11 protein-coding genes are annotated in these 19,518 nt (G+C 68.9%); 8 read left to right on the plus strand and 3 right to left on the minus strand.

Annotation, left to right across the window (positions count from 1 at the left end; translation table 11 throughout):
* Nucleotides 1-23 precede the first annotated feature (23 nt).
* Genes IF655_RS17820 through IF655_RS17830 form a run of 3 tightly spaced genes read left to right on the plus strand, consistent with a single transcriptional unit; the run spans nt 24 to nt 2,787 of the window.
* Nucleotides 24-434, plus strand: a complete 411-nt coding sequence (locus tag IF655_RS17820; protein ID WP_199585870.1) for a very short patch repair endonuclease — start codon at nt 24-26, stop codon at nt 432-434.
* Nucleotides 422-1,417 (plus strand): DNA cytosine methyltransferase, encoded by a 996-nt coding sequence (locus tag IF655_RS17825; protein ID WP_199585799.1) that lies wholly within the window; start codon nt 422-424, stop codon nt 1,415-1,417. Before IF655_RS17820 ends, IF655_RS17825 begins: the two co-directional genes overlap by 13 nt.
* Nucleotides 1,418-1,428: 11 nt before the next feature.
* Nucleotides 1,429-2,787, plus strand: a complete 1,359-nt coding sequence (locus IF655_RS17830) for a DNA cytosine methyltransferase (RefSeq protein ID WP_199585800.1) — start codon at nt 1,429-1,431, stop codon at nt 2,785-2,787.
* Nucleotides 2,788-2,792: 5 nt separating this feature from the next.
* On the opposite strand, the gene IF655_RS17835 is transcribed toward IF655_RS17830, so the two are convergent.
* From IF655_RS17835 to IF655_RS17845, 3 genes are read right to left on the minus strand one after another with little or no spacing between them, the layout of a single operon-like run.
* Entirely contained in the window at nt 2,793-3,668 is an 876-nt protein-coding gene (locus tag IF655_RS17835) for a DUF6339 family protein (RefSeq protein WP_199585801.1), read from the minus strand.
* Complete coding sequence (locus IF655_RS17840) at nt 3,665-4,660, minus strand: hypothetical protein (protein WP_199585802.1); 996 nt, start codon at nt 4,658-4,660, stop codon at nt 3,665-3,667. The genes IF655_RS17835 and IF655_RS17840 overlap by 4 nt, the downstream gene beginning before the upstream one ends.
* Nucleotides 4,661-4,663: 3 nt before the next feature.
* Nucleotides 4,664-6,808, minus strand: a complete 2,145-nt coding sequence (locus IF655_RS17845; protein WP_199585803.1) for a helix-turn-helix transcriptional regulator — start codon at nt 6,806-6,808, stop codon at nt 4,664-4,666.
* 538 nt (nt 6,809-7,346) lie between these two features.
* On the opposite strand from IF655_RS17845, the gene IF655_RS17850 reads away from it, so the two are divergent.
* From IF655_RS17850 to drmB, 5 genes are all read left to right on the plus strand, one after another.
* Nucleotides 7,347-7,553, plus strand: coding sequence for a hypothetical protein (locus IF655_RS17850; protein WP_199585804.1), 207 nt, complete (start codon nt 7,347-7,349; stop codon nt 7,551-7,553).
* A gap of 198 nt (nt 7,554-7,751) precedes the next feature.
* The gene (locus tag IF655_RS17855; RefSeq protein WP_199585805.1) at nt 7,752-12,524 is read left to right on the plus strand and encodes a DEAD/DEAH box helicase; all 4,773 of its coding nucleotides are present in this window, start codon (nt 7,752-7,754) and stop codon (nt 12,522-12,524) included.
* Complete coding sequence (locus IF655_RS17860; RefSeq protein ID WP_199585806.1) at nt 12,521-14,422, plus strand: UvrD-helicase domain-containing protein; 1,902 nt, start codon at nt 12,521-12,523, stop codon at nt 14,420-14,422. The genes IF655_RS17855 and IF655_RS17860 overlap by 4 nt, the downstream gene beginning before the upstream one ends.
* A complete protein-coding gene (locus IF655_RS17865; protein ID WP_199585807.1) occupies nt 14,419-17,655 on the plus strand; it encodes a helicase-related protein in 3,237 nt (1,078 codons plus the stop codon). The genes IF655_RS17860 and IF655_RS17865 overlap by 4 nt, the downstream gene beginning before the upstream one ends.
* Nucleotides 17,652-19,517 carry a DUF1998 domain-containing protein gene (gene drmB / locus IF655_RS17870; protein WP_199585808.1) on the plus strand — a complete coding sequence of 622 codons (1,866 nt, stop codon included), beginning with the start codon at nt 17,652-17,654 and terminating at the stop codon, nt 19,515-19,517. The genes IF655_RS17865 and drmB overlap by 4 nt, the downstream gene beginning before the upstream one ends.
* Nucleotide 19,518: the final 1 nt, after the last annotated feature.

Consider the following 19,518-nt stretch of genomic DNA (forward strand, 5'->3'; position numbering starts at 1 on the left):
CCTCCCCTGACGTCTCGGCGCGCATGTCCCGCCAGGCCGGCAAGGACACGAATGCCGAGCTGGCCGTGCGCCGTCTGCTGCACGCGGCCGGTATGCGTTACCGCGTGGAGTACCCCGTGCCCGGCATGGCTCGGCGACGCATCGACGTGGCGTTCACCCGGACCAAGGTCGCGGTTCTGATCGACGGGTGTTTCTGGCACGGCTGCCCACTTCACGCCACGCAGCCGAAGGCCAATGCCGAGTGGTGGCGCAACAAGCTCGACCGGAACATGGCCCGTGATCGGGAGACGACGGAACACCTGACGGCACAAGGCTGGACGGTGTTGCGGTTCTGGGAGCACGAAGCTCCCGAGGAAGTGACCGCGCGCGTACGCGCCACTGTGGAACAGCGTCTGGCAGAACGCGCGCCGAAGGGAGAAGCGTGGGGGATCTGACCTTCGTCGACGTGTGCTCCGGAGCGGGCGGCCTGGCTCTCGGACTGGAGCAAGCGGGGTTCGAGCCGCGCCTGTTGCTGGACGACGACGAGCTCGCCGTCACGACTCTGCGGGCCAACCGGCCGCAGTGGAACGTACTGACATCTGATCTGCTGGATTTCGACCCGTCCGAACACCCAGTGAGTTACGACGTGGACCTCCTCGCCGCTGGCCTCCCCAGAGTGAGATCCAGTGCGACCGCGCGCCGAGTGGACACCGGCATCGAGGAGCGGCTCCTGGAAGCGACCGTGTATCTCGTCCACGCGATCAGACCGCGCGCGGTGCTGATCGAGAACGTTCCGGAGCTCGTCCACGCGGACGCCCATCGACGCTTCCGTGACTTCGTGCATTCCGAGCTGCATCACTTGGGGTACGCGTTGAACTGGTTCGTCATGAACGCAGTCGACTTCGGTGTTCCCCAGAGCCGGAAGCACGGCGTGCTGGTGGCCGTACGCCAGGAGTGGGCCGAAGCATTTCGACCGCCGGTGCCGACAGTCACGGAACCGATGACCGTCGGCACTGCTCTGCGGCCGTCCATGGCCGCACGCGGTTGGGCGGACGCCGACCGCTGGGCCGCTGGCGCCGACCAGCCCGCTCCGACGCTGGTGGGCGGTTCGAAGAACCGGGGCGGCGCCGACCTCGGCCCCAGCAGGGCGAAGCAGAAGTGGGCGACGATGGGCGTGAACGCGCATACCGTAGGTGACCGGGTTCCCGGCCCGGACTTCATCTGGGCCCCGGCACTCGGCAGGGACAACATGGTGAAACTCACGGTCGAGCAGGCCGCGGTGCTGCAGGGGTTCCCCGTGTCCTGGCAGATCAGCGGGCTCAAGACGGCGCGGTACCGGCAGGTCGGCCACGCGACCCCGCCCCCGGTGGGGAACGCCCTGGGACGAGCCGTCGCCGAGGCCCTGAACAGTGATCCGGCACCTTCCGGAGCCGGCTAGACTTCACCCTCATGACCAGTTCGGCGCCCCCCCAGCACGTCCTCGACAACCCTTTTGTCCTGGATCTGTTCTCGGGCCCCGGAGGGCTGGACGTGGCGGCGCACGCACTGGACATCCCCAGTCTCGGCATCGAGTGGGACAAGAGCGCCTGCCTGACCCGGTACGCAGCAGGGTTGGACACCCTCCACGCCGATGTGAGCGCGTTTCGTCGGAACAGCTTCGAGTCGCTTCCGCCGGAGATCAACATCCTCGCCGGTGGTCCTCCGTGCCAGACGTACTCGGTGGCCGGACACGGCGCCGGTCGTGAGGCCCTGGAAAAGGTCAAGAAATTCATCGACCGTCTGATAGCAGGCGAGTCCGACGAAGAGATCGACAAGGGCCTGAGCAGACTCAGCGACCCGCGCACCGCACTGGTCCTGGAGCCTCTCCGCTACGCCGTCCGGGCGACCAGGAGTCCGAACCGGGACCACCGTCCGTACGACGTCATCGTCCTGGAGCAGGTGCCCACGGTCGCCCCGGTCTGGACGCGCTACGCCGAGGCGCTGCGGGACAAGGGGCTGCCCGACGGGACGAGGTACGAGGTCGCTGTCGGCGTTCTCGCCACCGAGACGTACGGGGTGCCTCAGACGCGATCGCGTGCGGTGCTGATCGCCCGACGCGTAGGACTCGGCACGCCTCCGCTGCCGTCTCCGACCCATCGCGCCTACGAACGGAAGGTATGGAACCAGCGGGCCACCTCGACCGGTGACCAGGTCCGTCAGCCGACCCTGGACGACACCGGCGCGTCGAAGGCCCGGCAGCGCGGAGAAGAAGCGGCTGAGCACCTGCCCTCGTGGCGGTCGATGGCCGACGCGCTGCGCCGGCCGGTGGGCACTCATCTCGGTCGTTCGGCGTCCTTCCTGGTCCGCTCGAACTACGGCAGCGCCGGAAACCCGGGGCGCCGTGGTGTACGGACCGATCAGCAGCCCGCTGCCACCGTCACCGGGCGGATCTCTCGCTTCGTGGTCTTCGAACACCTCGACGAGAACATCGTCCACGAGGGCGCGCGGTTCACCATGAACGAGGCGGGGATGCTGCAGAGCTTCCCCCCGGACTATCCGTGGTCCGGCAAGGCGCAGGCCCAGCAGGTGGGCAACGCCGTTCCGCCCGCGTTCGGTATGCACCTGTTGAGCGCCGCGCTCGGCCTCCCCGCGCCCGACGTCGAGGTCCTGCGCAAGCCGTGGCAGGCGGCCACGGAGGAGCAGCGGGCCAAGCTGCGGACCCACGGCTGTGGGGACGCGGACCACTGCACGGACAAGTGCCCGCGCGCCGAGGACCAGGTGCCGCCGCCCTCCTCACGCCCGCGCAGGACGGCGCCGGCCAAGCGGTAGGTCGGTCAGCTCTTGTCCCGGCCCCTGACGGGCGCGGTCTCGAAGAGTTCCGCGAAGTACTCGGTGAGCGCGGCCACGGATTCCTCCGGAGCGGGAGCCTCGTCCGGGCCTTCCGGCAGTCCGCGCCGTGCGACCGGTCCGGCCGAGGCCGCACCTGCGATCCAGTCCCGCAACGGCGTGGGATCTCGAGGTTCGTCCGGCGCCAGGACGTCGTAGACGAGCGTCGCACCGGCCGCGTTGATCGCCGTGCTCAGGCCGTTGACCTCCCTGCCGTTGGCGACCCGGCCGTTCTTCAGGAGCCGGACCAGGGCCTGAGCCGTGGGGCGGTGGTCGATCAGTTCGAGGCGGAGAACCGTATGGATGAGGTCCTGGTTGCCGCAGGCCACCTCCACGGGCTCGTAATCCGGTCCGTTCCGGAAGAGCTCTGCCGCCCACCACAGACGGGAGAAACACTGCCGGTCGCCAGGACCTCGGAAGCGCTCCGCAGCGATGCGAGGCTCCGGCTTCTTCGCCGTCGGCTCCGCCAGATGACGCCAGGCGACATAGTCGGGAGCGACGGCCAGGGCCAGGTGGTTCCACAGCCGCTTGTCCGCCGCCTCCCGCCGACTCAGGCGTAGCGTGGCGTGAAGCCGCGGCGCGAGCCACGCGTCGGCTCGGGTGCGATCCTCGCGAAACGCGAACATGGCGTCTTCCACCAGACTCCGTATCGGTTCGACCGACCACCTGGCGTCGTCCTCGGGGAGCGGCTCGACGACCTTGGCGAGATCGATGCCGGCGTGCACCCCTTCAGCCTTGAGCAGCTCCTCCGTGAGGAACGGTTCGGCGGCCGAGGTGGCGAGCAGGGCCAGCCGCTCCGGCACGTGGTTCGGTCTGGTGATCACGTGTCACTCCCACGATTCATCTGTTCCAGGCTGCGGATGGCGTAGCCGAGCGCCTTGGCGGCATCTGCCCGGCGGACCGCCGCGTAATGGATACGGGTCTGCAGTTCCGCCCAGCCCGAGTCGCCGGTGCGCCGGCGATGGACCTCGCGCAGAGCCTGCTCGACATGGACGCCGGGAACCACGTCCGGGAGCATCTCCCGCAGCACCTCGCCCTTCCAGTCGGTCGGGAAGACCGGGCCGCTGCCGGGTTCCACCTCCAGGTCGCCGACGGCGGCATGGAACACGGCGGTCCAGACATCGGTGGACATCTGCGCGACCAGGAGGTCACGCACCTTTCCTTCCACTCCGGAGCCACCACCGTCCAGCAGCCTCATGACCCCCTCGACGTCGGTGTTCACGAACACGGTGGGAACGCGGGCCGCAGTGTCCACGATCCAGGGCGCGTCGGTGTAGGCGTGCAACCACTCCCTGGAGGTCTTGCTGAAGGAAGCTTTCTGGACATCCAGCTGGAGCCCACGAACTGGCTCGTCCGAGACGGTGTCGACGATCCAGCTTCGATCGGTCTCGGCGATGGCCCGGCCACGCACTCCGTCCACGGTTCCGACGGCGTGCACGGCGAGGAAGGCTCGGCTCATGTGATCGTCTCGGAGCACCTCCAGGGAGCCGGACCAGTCCCGACCGTCGTCCCTGTCCCTCCTCAACCGTGCCACGGTGCGGCTGTTGGTCTCCCCGTCGCTCAGCACGGCCAGGACCTGCAGGTCCGACCAGGGCGCGTCCGACGCGTTCGCGCCGGGCGGCAGAGTGGCGGACAGCCCGATGGTCGCGGTCACCCAGTCGTGGTGACCCGCCGTCCCGAGCGCGACGGTCTGCTGCTGGGTCGAGTACGCGGACGTCTCGAGTCGATCGCGAGTGCCGTCGGGAAGCTTGAGGGAGACCGAGGTCACCCTGAGCGCGACCGGCCTGTTGAGTCGCTTGTACGGATAGATCTTCACGCGTCACTCCCCCGTGCCGGCGCGGAGTTCCACGACCAGGCGGGTGAGCGTGGTCCTCACCGGATGGCTGCCGACATCGGTCGAGCCCCGGAACTTCGCTCGGCGGACACCGGGGGCGAACCGCAGGACGCCGTCCTCCACCTCACAGCCCTCGACGGCCACGAGTTCGGCCCACTCCAGCCGAGGACGGCCCCCCGAGCGGACGTCCAACTGGGCGACCGGCACCATGGGCGTGATCTCGTCACCGCGCGGGATGCTCACGTCGGCGACGATCTGCCACTCCCCACCCTCACCGACAGTCGCGTCGAGATCGGCCAGCACGGGAACCACCGGCCCGGTCGACGCCTTCTTGGCCTTGGGTCTCGTCTTCACCGTCAGCGCCTTGCGCAGCACTTCCCCGCCTGCACGATCGCTCCGCCTCGATCGTGCGACGAGTTCCCTGACGGCCTGGTTGGCCTCCCGCGTCAGCAAGTTGATGCGTCGGTACGCGGAGGGCGACCACCGCAGCGTCAGCTCCTCGGTCTGCCCCCAGCCGTCGTGCTCGGGCGGCTCCGCAGCCCGAAGGAAATCCTCCGCCTCCGCCGCGAAGGGGGCCGACTCCCCCGCCGCCTCACCCGCGAGCAGGACCGCCTGGAAAGGATTGGTCCCCACCGGCAGGCTCGACACCGTGGCGTTCTTGATCGTCATACGGTTGCCGCGCAACGAATGCACCCGGTTCTTGACCTTGTCGTTCTCCGCGGCGTCGGTGAGCAGAAGGACCGCTTCGTGCGTGCCCAGGGTTCCCCGGGCTCCTCCGGACAGGGGCAGTTTGAGCGGGACTCTGCGTGCCGCCACCTGCCCGGCCTCCGTGAGGCGCTCGACGGTGGTGCCCTCGAAGTAGGCTCGCAGGGCACGGGTTCGGGACGGCTGCATGGACGACGGGTCGACCTGCTCCTCCTCGATGACCTCCTCGCCGTTCCGCAGGGACCGGACGGAGACCTCCAGCAACGGCGGCCTGCCGCCGCCACCGATCATCGCGGCCCAGAAGTCGCGACTCAGCGCCTCGACCAGTCGGGCGTGCATCCGCTCGATGTCGCGGGTGTCCTCCACCCCGTCGTCGTCCACCGCCTTGTCCTCGTCCGAGCGACCCTTCTCCTCGATGCTGGCGACGTCATGCGCGCCGACGACGAGGAAGGAGGTACCGGGCTCGTCGCCCTCACGGGTCAGGTGCAGACGAGCCACGGTCTCCTCGTCCGCCCACCACGAGCGGGCGACCCGGGCACCGGGCGAGTCGGGGTCGGGCCGCCCGAACCACGCAGGTCCCGCGTACGCCTCACCGGCCACCTGCCGCCAGGGGAGTTCGAGCCGACCGATGACCCGTCGCTCCGTCCGTCCCTCATGGGGCGCGGACAGGGTCGAGTTGATGAACACGAGCCCCAGCGCGCTCGTGGCCCACAGGGTCGCCTTGCCGAGGCCGTACGAACCACCCGCTCCGCTGCTGGACTTGAGGCTCTCCAACTGCCTTCTGACCACGGCGGCGAACTTCCCGTCCGCGTAGTCGTCGCCGGTGAGACCGGACGCGTTGTAGTCGTCGATCCGCAGCAGGACCAGGCGGCCCTTCTCGTACATGTCCCGGACACCGGCATCGACGACCCGTCCGACCTTCTGGTGCCCAGTGCTTTCCGAGACGGCCGCGTAGTGGGGGTAGAGGTCGTTCCACAGGATCGCCTCACGGAAGTCCTCGAGCATCTTCCCGGTCAGCTCGTGCAAGGTGTAACGAACCTTGACAGGCCGGCCATTCCCCGTGAGCCGTTCGTCGAGGCTGTTCTGGCAGGTCTCCCGGGCGAGCACCTGGACGTCCGCGTCGAAGGCGAACGCCGCGGCGTTGCCGAGTTCGCGGCCTCCGTCGGGGTGACCGGGGCGGTGGTACCAGGTGGTCGGAAGGCCGAGCTGTGTATCGGTGGTGCGGGTGTGCACCGTGCCGACGTCCGTGCCGAGCGCCTTGGCGATGTCCGCCATCACGGTCGGGCGCGGAGTCGACCTGCCGGTGATCCACGCGGAGACGGCGGCACGGGTCAATTTCAGCTCGTCGGCCAACTCGGCCTGCGTCTTCCCCGCGAGCTTGAGCTGCCGGGCCAGCCAGGGCCCGAACTCCTCACCTGTCTCCACATGCCACCTGCGCTTCCCCTCCGAGCCGCACGCCCGCTCGCGTATGGCAGACCAGGAGGCTAATTTGACGAACGCGACACTGTCAAACAACAGTTGACCGCACTCGACCGCCCGAACCGTGCCAGCCGAGTGTCCTATATGGCCGAGTTGACCACCGTTCCGACGAATTGCCCATCAATCAGTAAGCGGAACCATTCGCTTCGCACTCGAATTCCAAGGAAGTCGGGTCTTGCGGTCGCGCGAGACGCCCTATACCGTCGATTCCGGTGGAGTGGCCTCCTCGTTCGCGGAACCGAAATCGGGAAAGCGGACGGCCGGGACGGAGCCATGCCCACCATCCGGATTCGGAGGCGGAAAAACAACCGTCCGCGGGTCCAGAAAAAGGATCCGGCAAGACATTGGCGGACCGGGTTCCGAACCCGCTAGCCTGCTCGAAAGGGAGCGTCTCCATCGAGGAGAGCAACCTGCCCATGGGGGACTTGTGTGCCCGCATGCGCACACATTTTCGACAAGTCGACACTGTGGGGGGAACCACTCGATGGACGACGAGAGCCATGACGACCATGGCGACCACTTGACCGATTCTCGCAACCTCAGCACATTTCATTTGAATATCCTGACGGCGGAGAACAAGGCCCGGGCCCGGGAAACAATCCAGATACACGAAATCACGGAAGACGAATTCATCAAGTATTTCCCTGAGCTCGCCAAGTGGGTCCAGGGACTGCCTGACGACACCTTCTGACGGTCCGAGCAGCAGCTCACCGCAGGTTTCCGGCTGCCCGCAGCACGATCCGCATGCTGCGACGAGCACTGATTCGGGGCGTTGCCATGCGCCTCTCGGCATCACTCGCCCGAGCGACGGGCCGGCTGTCCCGAGTCGGCAGCCGGCCCGTCGCTCGCGCCTTGTCCCGGATCTCGACATCCCAGGAGTGCAGAAACAGTGTCGACTTCGTCCCCGTCGGTCATCGAAACCGTTCTCCAACAGTCCTCCCGCGTTCTTCAGACTTATGCGGTGGACGCCGGCCTCATCGCCGAGCACGCAAATGGGGAACGTCGCATCACTCAGGGCGGATACGGCGATCGCCAGCTCTTCGAACTCGTCCAGAATGCAGCCGACGAAATCTCCGAAGAGCCGGGCGGTAAGGTCCACGCCGTACTCACCGAGACGCATCTGTACTGCGCCAACGAGGGAAATCCCGTCACCCCTGAGGGTGCGGAGACCATTCTCCGGATGAGCATGTCGAAGAAACGCGGTGGCCAGATCGGACGATTCGGTGTCGGTGTGAAATCGGTCCTCGTGGTGACCGACGCCCCCGAATTCTTCAGCCGCACCGGAAGTTTCGGTTTCGACCGTGCCTGGTCGTACGAGCAGATCAAGTCCGTGCCCGGTGTCGTCGAGCGCTACGGCCCGGAGTTCGACGCCCCCGTGTTGCGCATGGCCCGTCCGCTCGACATGCAGGTCGAACGTGCCGCCGATCCCGTCCTGGACGAGTTGCTGACCTGGGCCACCACCGTGGTCCGTCTCCCGCTGCTGGCGAAGGCGGACGACCGGCTTGGCCGAGACATGCACGGCAACCGCACCAAGGAGAACGGCGAAACCCGCGAAGAGTTCCCGGTGGGCTTCCAGCTCTTCTCCCCGCATGTCGCGAAGGTCGTCCTGGAGGACCGGCGTCCCCGGCCCGTGGTCCGCCGGGTGTTGACCGCCCGTCAGGCCGGTGACCTGCACACCGTGATCGAGGAGAGGACCGGGAAAGCCGCCGCCACCATCCGGTGGCGCGTGTTCACCACCACCCACACTCCCGGCCCCGCGGCTCGGGCGGACGCCGGCGAACTCCACGACCGGGTGTCGCTCGACCTCTCCTGGGGCGTTCCCGCCCTGGAGAAGGACCCGGAGAGCGGACTGTACGTCAACTCGCGAGCCCGTGGTCGCGGCAAGTTCTGGTCCTTCTTCCCGACCAAGTACGAGATGTCCCTGAGCGGCATCCTCAACGGCGCCTGGAAGACGAACGAGGACCGACAGAATCTGCTCGACTCCTCGCCGTTCAACCAGGAGATGATCAGGGCGGCGGCGGCACTTGTCGTCGATTCGCTCCCAGGACTGTCCCCCGCCGAGGACCCTGCCGCGTACCTCAAGCTGCTGCCCGGCCGGGTGAAGGAATCGATCAGCTGGGCCGACGAATTCCTGACCCGCGAGATCTGGTCCCGGTCGGCGGTCAGCCCTTCGCTCCCCGACCAGGAAGGGGTGCTGCGTGTGCCGACCGAGCTGCGCGTGCACCCTCGCTTCGAGAAGAAGGACCAGAAGCACCTCGCCCGCTGGCTGCGCATGTGGCACGAGTGCCCCGGGCGTCCCGCCGACTGGCTGCACCCCGGCGTCGAGGCGGACGACGCGACCCGGTCCGGCAAGGTCGAGCACATCCTCGGAGCGGCCGGACACGAACGAAGCGATGTTCGCGAGTGGTTGGAGGCACTCGTCGCCTGCGGCACCGCCGAGGCGTCCGCCACGGCGATCCGCATCCTCGCGGAGATGATCGAGGTCGAGAACCCCCACGCCGAAGAGGCCCGACAGGCTCGGATCGTGCTCACCGAGGAGCACGGCATGGTCGCTCCCGTCCCCGGCCGCGTGTTCCGTCGCGCCGACGACGGAGGGTTGCGCGAGTCCTTGGTGTACGTGGCCGGCGAGGTCGGCGGAGACCCGTCGCTCGCCCACGCGCTGAACGTCCTGGGCATCCGGGAGGCCGATGCCGAAGGTCGCTTCATCAGCGTCCTCGACCGGGGCTTCGAAGGCTACGGCAGCACCGATTGGGAGCGGTTCTGGGAGCTGTTCCGTCGGGCCGGTGGGCGTCGGCTGGTGAACAAGGTGCTGGAGCGCGTGCCCGATCCACGCGAGACGCTGCGGGTCCGGACGGCGGACGGCAGGTTCCGACCGGTACGCGACTGCATGCTGCCCGGTGTGGTGGTCGATGCCGAGCGCGACCCGAGCATCGCCGTGGACAAGAAGTTCCACTCCGACGACCTCTCCGTCTTTCCGGAGATCGGCCTGCGGGAAAGGCCGTCGTCGTCGGTGCGGCCGGAGGGCGAGGCCTGGTTCGAGGAGTACCGGGAGGCTGTTCACGCCGCTTATCTGCGCGTACTGGCCCAGCAGGGTACGACCCGTCCCCCCTCTCTCAATCGCATGAAGGTGGAGGGCTCGGCGATCGGTGGACCGCTGCACCTGTTCCGGTCCCTGTCGGCGGAATCGCGTGCGGCCTTCCTCAGGGTTCTCCCCGACGACGCCGTGGTGGACAACTGGACGCTTCGGATCGGCGCGCAGTCCAGCACCCGGAAGGCCGTGATCTCGCCCATCCGATGGGTGCTCAAGGAGCACGGGACCGTCGCCACCTCGCAGGGGATCAAGCCGCTGCGGGAAGCCGTCGGACCCCAGCTCGCGGACTACCGCGATGTGCTGCCGGTCGCCGACGTCTCTCCCGAGAAGGCCCGCAAGTTGCGGCTGCCCGCCACGATCGACGAGGTGCCGTCCGACCGTTGGGACGCGTTGCTCTCCGAGGTGTCCCGGAGCATGGACGATGCGTTCGTGGGCGCCACCTACGCGATGCTGACCCGATTCGGGGCCGACTTCCCCGAGGACTCCCTGACCCGCTGCCGCGTCGGTGACACCTGGGACACTCGCCCCGACGACGAGATCACCGTCGCCGTAGGGACCGCCGAGTACCAGGCGCTGCGTGCCGAACAGCTTCCCGCCCTGCTGGTCGCAACTGCCGCGGACGCCGAGCTGATGGTCGAGAAATGGGGCATGCTCCGCTACGCCGATGTCATCAGCCGGGAGACACGCGAGGTTCCCGAGGGCGACCCGGTCCCCCTGGTCGAGTTGTACCCGGCGCTGCGCCAGCGGCTGAACAGCGGCAACCGGAACAGTATGGTGCAGCGTTGCACCGAGCTGGAGGAGGTGACCCGGACTCCCAATGGCACGAAGCCACGCCCCCTGGACGCGGTGCGTCAGGGTGGGACGGTCAAGGTACGCGTGCCTCTCGACGCCGAACCCATGTTGCGACTCATCGACCGCGAGCTGGAACTCGGACTGGGCTCCGCCGGCTGCCGGGCGGTGCTCGAGCACCAGGAGCGCATGGCTCGGGACGGCGCGACCAAGGCGGCGCTCAAGGCCGTACGCGACGCCGAGGACGTGGTCGACAAGCTCGAGCTGCTGATCGGCGCGGAGGCACTCCGTTCGGGGCTCCCCGAGGGCCTGATGGACACCGAGCTGCAGGACAGCGGCGGGGCCGAACCCTCCGGCCACAGGATCGCCCAGATGGCCTTCAACGCGCACGGCGACGGCGTCCTTCAGCAGCACGCCCGGGACATCCAGGCCCGGTTCCCCAACGCACCCGTGGCTTACGGGGGTTCTGCGGCCGCCGTCGCCTTCGTGTCGGACCTGAGACTGCCCGCCGCGTTCGCCGGCTCCAGGACGCCCGCCCCTCCCGCCTTCGAGACCGTGGACGGCCCTCGGGACTTCCCGGGCCTGCACGGCTACCAGGAGGACCTGGTCCGGAACATCATGACCTTGCTCGACCGGCTCGCACCCCAGCGCGCGATGCTGTCGCTGCCCACCGGCGCCGGCAAGACACGCGTCACCGCCGAGGCGGTGATCCGCTGGGTCAAGCAGGCGGGCGATCTGGACGGCCCGTTGCTGTGGATCGCGCAGACCGACGAGCTGTGCGAACAGGCGGTACAGAGCTGGAAGTTCGTCTGGAGCAAGGTGGGCGCGGAGCGGCCGCTGACCATCAGCCGACTGTGGAGCAGCAACGAGGTCGGCGAGGTCGTGGGCCACCCCCATCTGGTGGTCGCGACGGACGCGAAGCTGGAACGGTGTCTGAGCACCGACGCGTACACCTGGCTGCGGCAGGCGTCGTTGGTGATCGTGGACGAGGCGCACACCGCCGTGTCCAAGCGGTACACGGAGATCCTCGGGCAGTTGGGTCTCACGCAGTACGAGACCAGGCGTCATCTGCTGGGTCTGACCGCCACCCCGTTCCGCAACACCAACGAGGAGGAGACCCGCCGGTTGGTGAACCGCTTCGGCAACCGGCGGCTCGACGAGGGCGTCTTCCCCTCCGGCGATCCCTATCGGGACCTCGTGGAGTGGGGGATGCTCGCACAGGTCGAGCACCGCACGCTGGAAGGCGGCCGGATCGAACTGACCCGGGACGAGAAGGCGCAGGCCGAGCGGATGGCGACGCTCTCCCGTGCCGCGGAACAGCGACTCGCCGACGACCATGCGCGCAGCCGCCGCATCGTCGACGAGGTGTCCGCACTCCCGAAGGACTGGCCGACGCTGTTGTTCGCCACCTCCGTGGACCACGCCAAGTATCTCGCGGCCATGCTGAACGACCGTGGCATCCGGGCGGCCGCGGTGGACGCGACCACCAGTGCCCAGGACCGGCGTCGACGCATCGAGGACTTCCGTGCCGGTCGTGTCCGGGTCCTCACCAACTACGGCGTGCTCACCCAGGGGTTCGACGCCCCCGCGACCCGCGTCGTCGTGGTGGCCCGACCGGTCTACAGCACCAACGTCTACCAGCAGATGATCGGTCGCGGTCTGCGCGGCCCCAGGAACGGCGGCGAGGACACCTGTCTGATCCTCGACGTCAGCGACAACATCGCCAACTTCGACACCCAGCTCGCCTTCACCCAGTTCGAGCACCTCTGGAGCCGTAAGTGACCGACGCCTACCTCGACAGCCCCCCGCTGACCGACGAGCAGCGGGCCGTGGTCGAGCAGCCCTGGGACGCCCGGGTGCTGGTCACAGCGGGCGCCGGGGCGGGCAAGACGCACACCTTGGTGCGCCGGCTCGACGCCCTGTGCGGTCACGAGGACCCCGAGGAGGCTTTGGACGCGGCCGAGATCCTGGTCCTCACCTTCTCGCGGGCCGCGGCCCGCGAGCTGCGCGAGCGCATAGCCCGGCACGGGGAGCGGGCCCGCCGGGTGCGCGCCCAGACCTTCGACGCCTGGGCGTACGGCATCCTCCGCCAGGCGTACCCGGACCGCGAGTGGCACGCCGTCGGCTTCGACGAGCGGATCACCGCCGCGGCCGAGGCGATCGAGAAGGGCGCCTTGGAGGGAGGGGAGGCCGTCCATCCCGCCCATGTCGTGATCGACGAGGTCCAGGACCTGTTGGGCGCCCGCCGCGAACTGGTGGAGACGCTCCTCGACCGCTACCGGGAGAGCTGCGGCTTCACCGTCGTCGGCGACGCCGCGCAGTCCGTCTACGGCTTCCAGATCGAGGACCCGGCCGAGCGCGCGGACGAGACCGGCCGGTTCTTCGACTGGTTGCGCTGTTCCTACCCGGACGACCTGGTGGAACTGCACCTCACTCAGAATTTCCGGGCGGCCACGCCCGAGGCGCGGGTCGCGCTGGCGCACGGTCCCCGGCTCCAGCGGATCACCGACGCGGACGATGCCGGGGCTCTCTACGAGGAGCTGCGCGACCTGCTTCTCGCCCCAGCGAACGGCATGGGCGACCTCACCGATCAGCTCTCCCTGGACGGGTTGCGGGCGCTCTCCGACACCTGCGCGATCCTCACCCGCGACAACCGGCAGGCGCTGGTGGTCTCCCGCCTGCTCCACGAGAACGGCGTCGAGCACCGCCTACGCCGCCCGCTTGAGGAGCGGCCGGTGCCCTACTGGGTGGCAGAGCTGCTGCGTCGTACCGAGGCGACCGGTCTGACCGAGGAGCGGTTCCGCTCCCTGCTCGCAGAGATCCCGCTGGCCCATGAACCGAATGCTGCGGCTCTGTGGACGGTGCTGCGGCGCGCCACGCGCTCGCCGGGGCGCACCGCGCTCGATCTGGACCGGCTGCGCCGTCTCCTCGCCGACGGCCGGTTTCCCGACGAGGCGGCCGACCCGGAGGCCGCGCGGATCGTCGTCTCCACCGTGCACCGGGCCAAGGGCCTGGAGTTCGACCGAGTGATCATACTGACCCCGCCGAGCGTCGCCGAGCTGCACAAGCAGTACAAGGACCAACTGGACCTGCCCGCAGAGGCCCGAGCGCTGTACGTGGCGATGACGCGCGCTCGGCACGACCTGTACCACATGAGTCCGCCCGAGCTGCCGCTCTTCCGGAGAGCGGGCGGCCGCAAGAACGGTCGGCGGTACGTCGGTGGATGGCGGTCGTACGACAGGTACGGGATCGTCGCCGAGGCCGGTGACGTCTGCGGGGACGACCCGCCCGGCCACGCGTCCGACGCCGTAGCGACCCAGGCGTACCTCCTGGAGCGGGTCCGCCCCGGGCACGAGGTGGTCCTGTGCAAGCGCCACGACCTGCCGATGGGCGAGTCCCAGAGTCCGCCGTACGCCCTGGTCCACGAAGGACGGGAGATCGGCGAGGCGTCAGAGCGCTTCAGGGAGGAGTTGTTCCGGGTGCAGAAGGTGAGCCGGACGTGGGACCCGTGGTGGCCGGACGAGATCCATGGGCTGCGGATCGACTCTCTGGAGACCGTGGCGGGTGGCGTCGCTGCCGGCGCCAACGCCGGCCTCGGTGACCGAGGAGTTTGGATCGTTCCCCGGATCACCGGCATCGGCATGTTTCGACGAGTTGAGGGCAAGGAGCAGGGCGCATGACGCACGAGGCAGGTCGGCACTCCGAGCACTACCGGGTGCGGGACGAAGAACTCCTCGCGGGCCTCCGCCGTGAGCTCTTCGGCCCTGCCGAGGATGCGGCGCCGGAGGACCGGGCCGAGGTACTCGCCCAGGACGCACCGATCGACCGCTACCTGACAGGCGTGCTGTACCCGCGTGCCTCGAAGGAACGGAAGGGTGAGAACGCCGCCGAACAGGACGGCTTGGACGCCGCTCCGGTCTCCAACCGCGGGGACGCTGAGGAGTCCGGCAGTGCCGAGGATGTCGGCGTCTCGGGAGACAAGCGCCCTTCTTCCATGGGTCTGACCTTCGCGGTCGCTCCGGGCATAAGCACGATCGTGGTCTCCACGCGGGCTGCGGTCTACGAGCCCACCGACGCGGAGGGCAATCCGACCCCGGCGCGCCGCGCCGAGGCCCGGACCACGGCCGACCAGCGGGAACGGTGGCACCGCAAGGAACTCGACCTCCCCGACGTGCCGGTCGACGTCACCACCCCCGCCAGCAGCCTGGGGGTGGACCTCGACGACAGGACACAGCTGCGCGTCGTCGTCCGCCGTCCCGACCCGATCACCGGGACGGTCACGATCACGGTGACGCTGGTCAACAAACAGAAGGTCGGCGAATGGGACCTCCAGGACGCCTTCGCCCTGTTCCAGTGCGGTCTGAAGGTCCGGGCCACCGACGGCTCCAGCGCGATCGTCGAGCGCCCCGCCCCGTCCGCCGCGCACGACCCGGACATCGCCACCAGTCGGCTGCTGCACCGCCACGCCCCGACCTTCGCGGTAGGGCACGGCTGCGCCGCCTCATGGGACTGGGTGCCCTCGCCGATCGGAGTGACCGAGACGCGCGAGGCCGCCGTCGCCGAGGTGCGCAGCGAGTTCGTGCCCAGCGTGGAGGTGCTGCTGACCGACTCCAACCCGGAGATCGACAGCTCCTCCCTGTCGATGCTGGGGCTGGCGGAGCGGCCCGACGCCGAGGTCCTGGCGGCCTTGGAGGCACTGGCCAGGGGCTACGAGGACTGGATCGACCGGAAGACGGTCGAGGCGGACGCCCTGATCGGCGGTCCTCATGAGAAGCCGGCGCGGGACCAGGTGAAGGCCTGCCGCGAGGCACTCGGCCGGATCCGTGAGGGCATCGGGTTGCTCCGTGCCAAGCCCGAACTGATGAGGGCGTTCCGGCTCGCCAACCGCGCCATGGCCGATCAGCGCGCGCGCAGCGCCTGGGTGAAGGGCGGACGCGTCGGCAGCCCCGATCCGTCCGCCGGCCGCTGGCGGCCCTTCCAGATCGCCTTCCTGCTGCTCTGCCTGGCCGGTATCGACGATCCGAAGCACGACGATCGGAAGATCTCCGACCTCCTGTGGTTCCCCACGGGTGGCGGCAAGACGGAGGCCTACCTCGGACTGATCGCTCTCACGTCCTTCCTGCGCCGCATCCGCAAGGGGGCCGACGGCGGCGGTGTCACCGTCCTCATGCGCTACACACTGCGGCTGCTCACCCTGCAGCAGTTCGAGCGTGCGGCGATCCTGCTCTGTGCCATGGAGCGCATGCGGCGCCACACGCCCGAACTGGGTGATGAGGAGTTCTCCGTCGGTATGTGGGTTGGCCGCTCGGCCACGCCGAACACGTTGGCCGAGGCCGCCGAAAGGCTCGACGACCTGCGCGCCGACCTGGACAAGCGGCTCGCCACCGAGAACCCCGTACAGTTGCATGCCTGCCCCTGGTGCGGCACCCGCCTCGACGCAAGGAACTACGAGGCCGACACGATCGCCCAGCGGATGTACATACGCTGCCCCGGCACGGACTGCGACTTCGCCGACGGACTGCCTGTCCACCTGATCGACGAGGCGGTCTACGACGCACGCCCGACACTGGTCATCGCCACCGTCGACAAGTTCGCCTCGATGCCGTGGCGCCCGGCGACGTCCGCGCTCTTCAACCTCGACGACCCGCACGACGCCACCCCTCCCCCGGAGCTGATCGTCCAGGACGAACTCCACCTGATCTCCGGCCCGTTGGGCACACTCACCGGCCTGTACGAGACCGCCGTGGACGCCCTGGCCGACCGCCCCAAAGTGATCGCCTCGACGGCGACCATCCGTCGTGCGGCCGACCAGGGCCGCCACCTCTTCGCCCGTGAGGTGCGGCAGTTCCCGCCCGCCGGTTTGGACGCGCGTGACTCGTGGTTCGCCGTGGAGACCCCCCGCGAGGAGAAGGCGAGCCGCCGCTACGTCGGTCTGCTGGCCCCCGGCACCAGCCAGTCGACGCTGTTGATCCGTACCTACGCCACGCTGCTGCACCGGGCGATGCACGCGGACACTGACGACAAGGTGCGCGACGCGTACTGGAGTCTCGTCGGTTACTTCAACAGTCTGCGACTCCTCTCCGCGGCCGAACTCCAGGTCCATGACGACGTCGTGGCCTACTCGGAGCTGCTCGCCGAGCGCGAGGGCGTCGCGGTGCGCCAGGTCGCCAACTACTCGGAGCTGACCAGCCGCATCGACGCCAGCGAGATCCCCACGCGGCTCAAGGGCATCGAGAAGCGGCTCCCCGACGAGGACACCGTGGACGTCCTGCTCGCCACCAACATGATCGCGGTGGGCGTGGACGTGGACCGGCTCGGTCTGATGGCCGTGACGGGCCAACCGCAGACGACCGCCGAGTACATCCAGGCGACGAGCCGCGTCGGGCGCGCCCATCCGGGCCTGGTCGCGGTCATGTTCAACTCCGCTCGGGCCCGGGACCGTTCCCACTACGAGAACTTCCAGCACTACCACTCGGCTCTCTACCGCGAGGTCGAGTCCACGTCCGTGACCCCGTTCTCCGCCCGCGCCCGTGAAAGGGGCCTGCACGCGGTGATCGTGGCCCTCGCCCGCATCCTGATCCCTGAAGCCCGTCCGAACGACGGCGCCGGCAAGGTCGAGGTCTACGAGGACGTCCTTCGCGGGCGTATCAAGGACCTGCTGCTGGAGCGTGTCCGCGCGGTGGACGAGACGGAGCTCCGCGCCGTCGACGACGGCTTCGAGGAGTTCGTCATGTGGTGGCTCGAGATGGCCGACATTCACAACCGGCTGCTCTTCGAACCGCAGAAGGGCAGCCGTGCGCCCGCGCTCCTGAAACCGTACGACGACGAGTCCAACGTCGAGGCGTGGTCCACGCTGTGGAGCCTGCGCGACGTCGACGCCGAGTCTGCTCTGTTCATGGAGGGAACCCGATGACCCCGCCGCCCACGCGCCGCCGCCGGACCGGAGCGAACGGCTCCACGCCCGCCCTCAACCTGCTGCGACGCGGCACGGTCCGTCGTGCCCAGGCGATCACTACATACGGCGTCGGCTCGCTCGTCGCCGTCGACCACGAGTCCTTCATCGTCTCCGGCCTGGACGAGGCCGACCGGAGCTGGAGCGACCGCGAGGCGCCGCGCGTCCACGAACGCCGTCTGGAACGGCTGCTCGGGGTGGATCACTTCCGGCTGCCGCCGGCGTCCGACGACGACAGCAACGACGGTCTGCGGGTGCGCCGCTTCCCCTTGATGCATTCCTGCCCCGAATGCAACGAACTGCAGAGGCATCGGGACTTCGCTCCACCACCCGGTCGGAGCGTCTGCGGCACATGCGAGGTGGATCTGGTCCCCTCCCGCTTCGTCGTCGCCTGCGAGGCCGGGCACCTCGACGAGTTCCCCTACCGGCAGTGGGTGCACCGCTCGACCGACGGCGGTTCGGGGGCGTCCGGGAACTGCGGGGGCAAGCTCATGATGCGCACCTCCGGGCGTACCTCCTCGCTCCGCTCGATCCTCGTCTCCTGCACCTGCGGGAAGGTGCCCGAGGTCTCGATGGAGGGTTCCTTCCGCAGGAGCGCGCTGAAGGATCTCGGGCTGACGTGCCGGGGCACCCGCCCCTGGCTCGGCGCTTCCGTCCCCGCCGAGGGTTGCGGACGCCCGCTGCGCACGCTGCAACGCGGTTCCTCCTCTGTCTGGCAGCCGGTGCTGAAGTCGGCACTCTCCATCCCGCCGTGGAGCAGCCGCCGCTCCGATCCACTCGCCGACCACTGGGAAAAGCTCAGGAAGTACGACGACCGCACGCGTGTCGAGGCCTATCTCGACGCCGTCTTCGACGAGCCGTGGCCCCTATCCCTGGACGAAGTCATGACCCTGCTCGACGCGGAACGCGAGGAGGAGGCCGAGGGCGACGCAGCCCCGTCCTTCGATCATCGATACCGCGCCCTGCGTAACAAGGAGTACGAGCGCCTGCGCGCCGGCAACGACGAGAGCGAACACTCCCGTGAGGAAGAATTCCTCTGCGAGACGCCGCTCGGTGACGGCAGTGTGCTCGATCCCCTGGGTGTCACCGGCCCGATGTTGGTCAAGAAGCTTCGTGAGGTGCGGGTCCTGAAGGCATTCACCAGGCTCGTCGACGCGGAGTCCACCACCGACGCGAAGGAGATGCCGCTCTCCGAAAAGCCCCTCCGGTGGCTGCCGGCCATGGAGGTCCGCGGCGAGGGCGTCTTCCTGCGTCTCGACGAGGAACGCCTGGGCCTCTGGGAAAAGACGTCCTCGGTGGCGGCCCGGGCCGAACGCATGCGGACGGCCCACCAGCGAGTGCTGGAGCAGCGCGCCGACGATCCGAGCCGTGCCGTGCCGTCTCCGGCGACACCTCGCATGGTGCTCTTGCACACCTTGGCCCACACCCTCATCAACGAGTGGAGTCTGGAAGCGGGTTATCCTGCCGCCTCCCTGCGTGAGCGGCTGTACGCCACCGACGACATGGCGGGCGTGCTCGTGTACACGGCGACCAGCGACTCGGCGGGCAGCCTCGGAGGCCTCGTGGCTCAGGGCGAGCCGGAACGCCTCGACCGGGTGATCCGGTCGGCCGTTCGCCGCGCCGAGTGGTGTTCCGCAGACCCTTTGTGCGTCGAGTCCGAGGCGTCCGGCGCCATCGGGACCAACCTCGCCGCCTGCCACGCCTGCGTGATGCTCCCCGAGACGAGCTGCGAGCACAACAACATCCTGCTCGATCGCGGGCTTCTCGTCGGCACCCCGGACGACCCCGGTCTCGGCTACTTCGCGGGCACGCTGGAGTCCTGAC

Origin of the sequence: Streptomyces sp. DSM 110735, from assembly GCF_016482685.1 — a bacterium.
Lineage (GTDB): Bacteria > Actinomycetota > Actinomycetes > Streptomycetales > Streptomycetaceae > Streptomyces.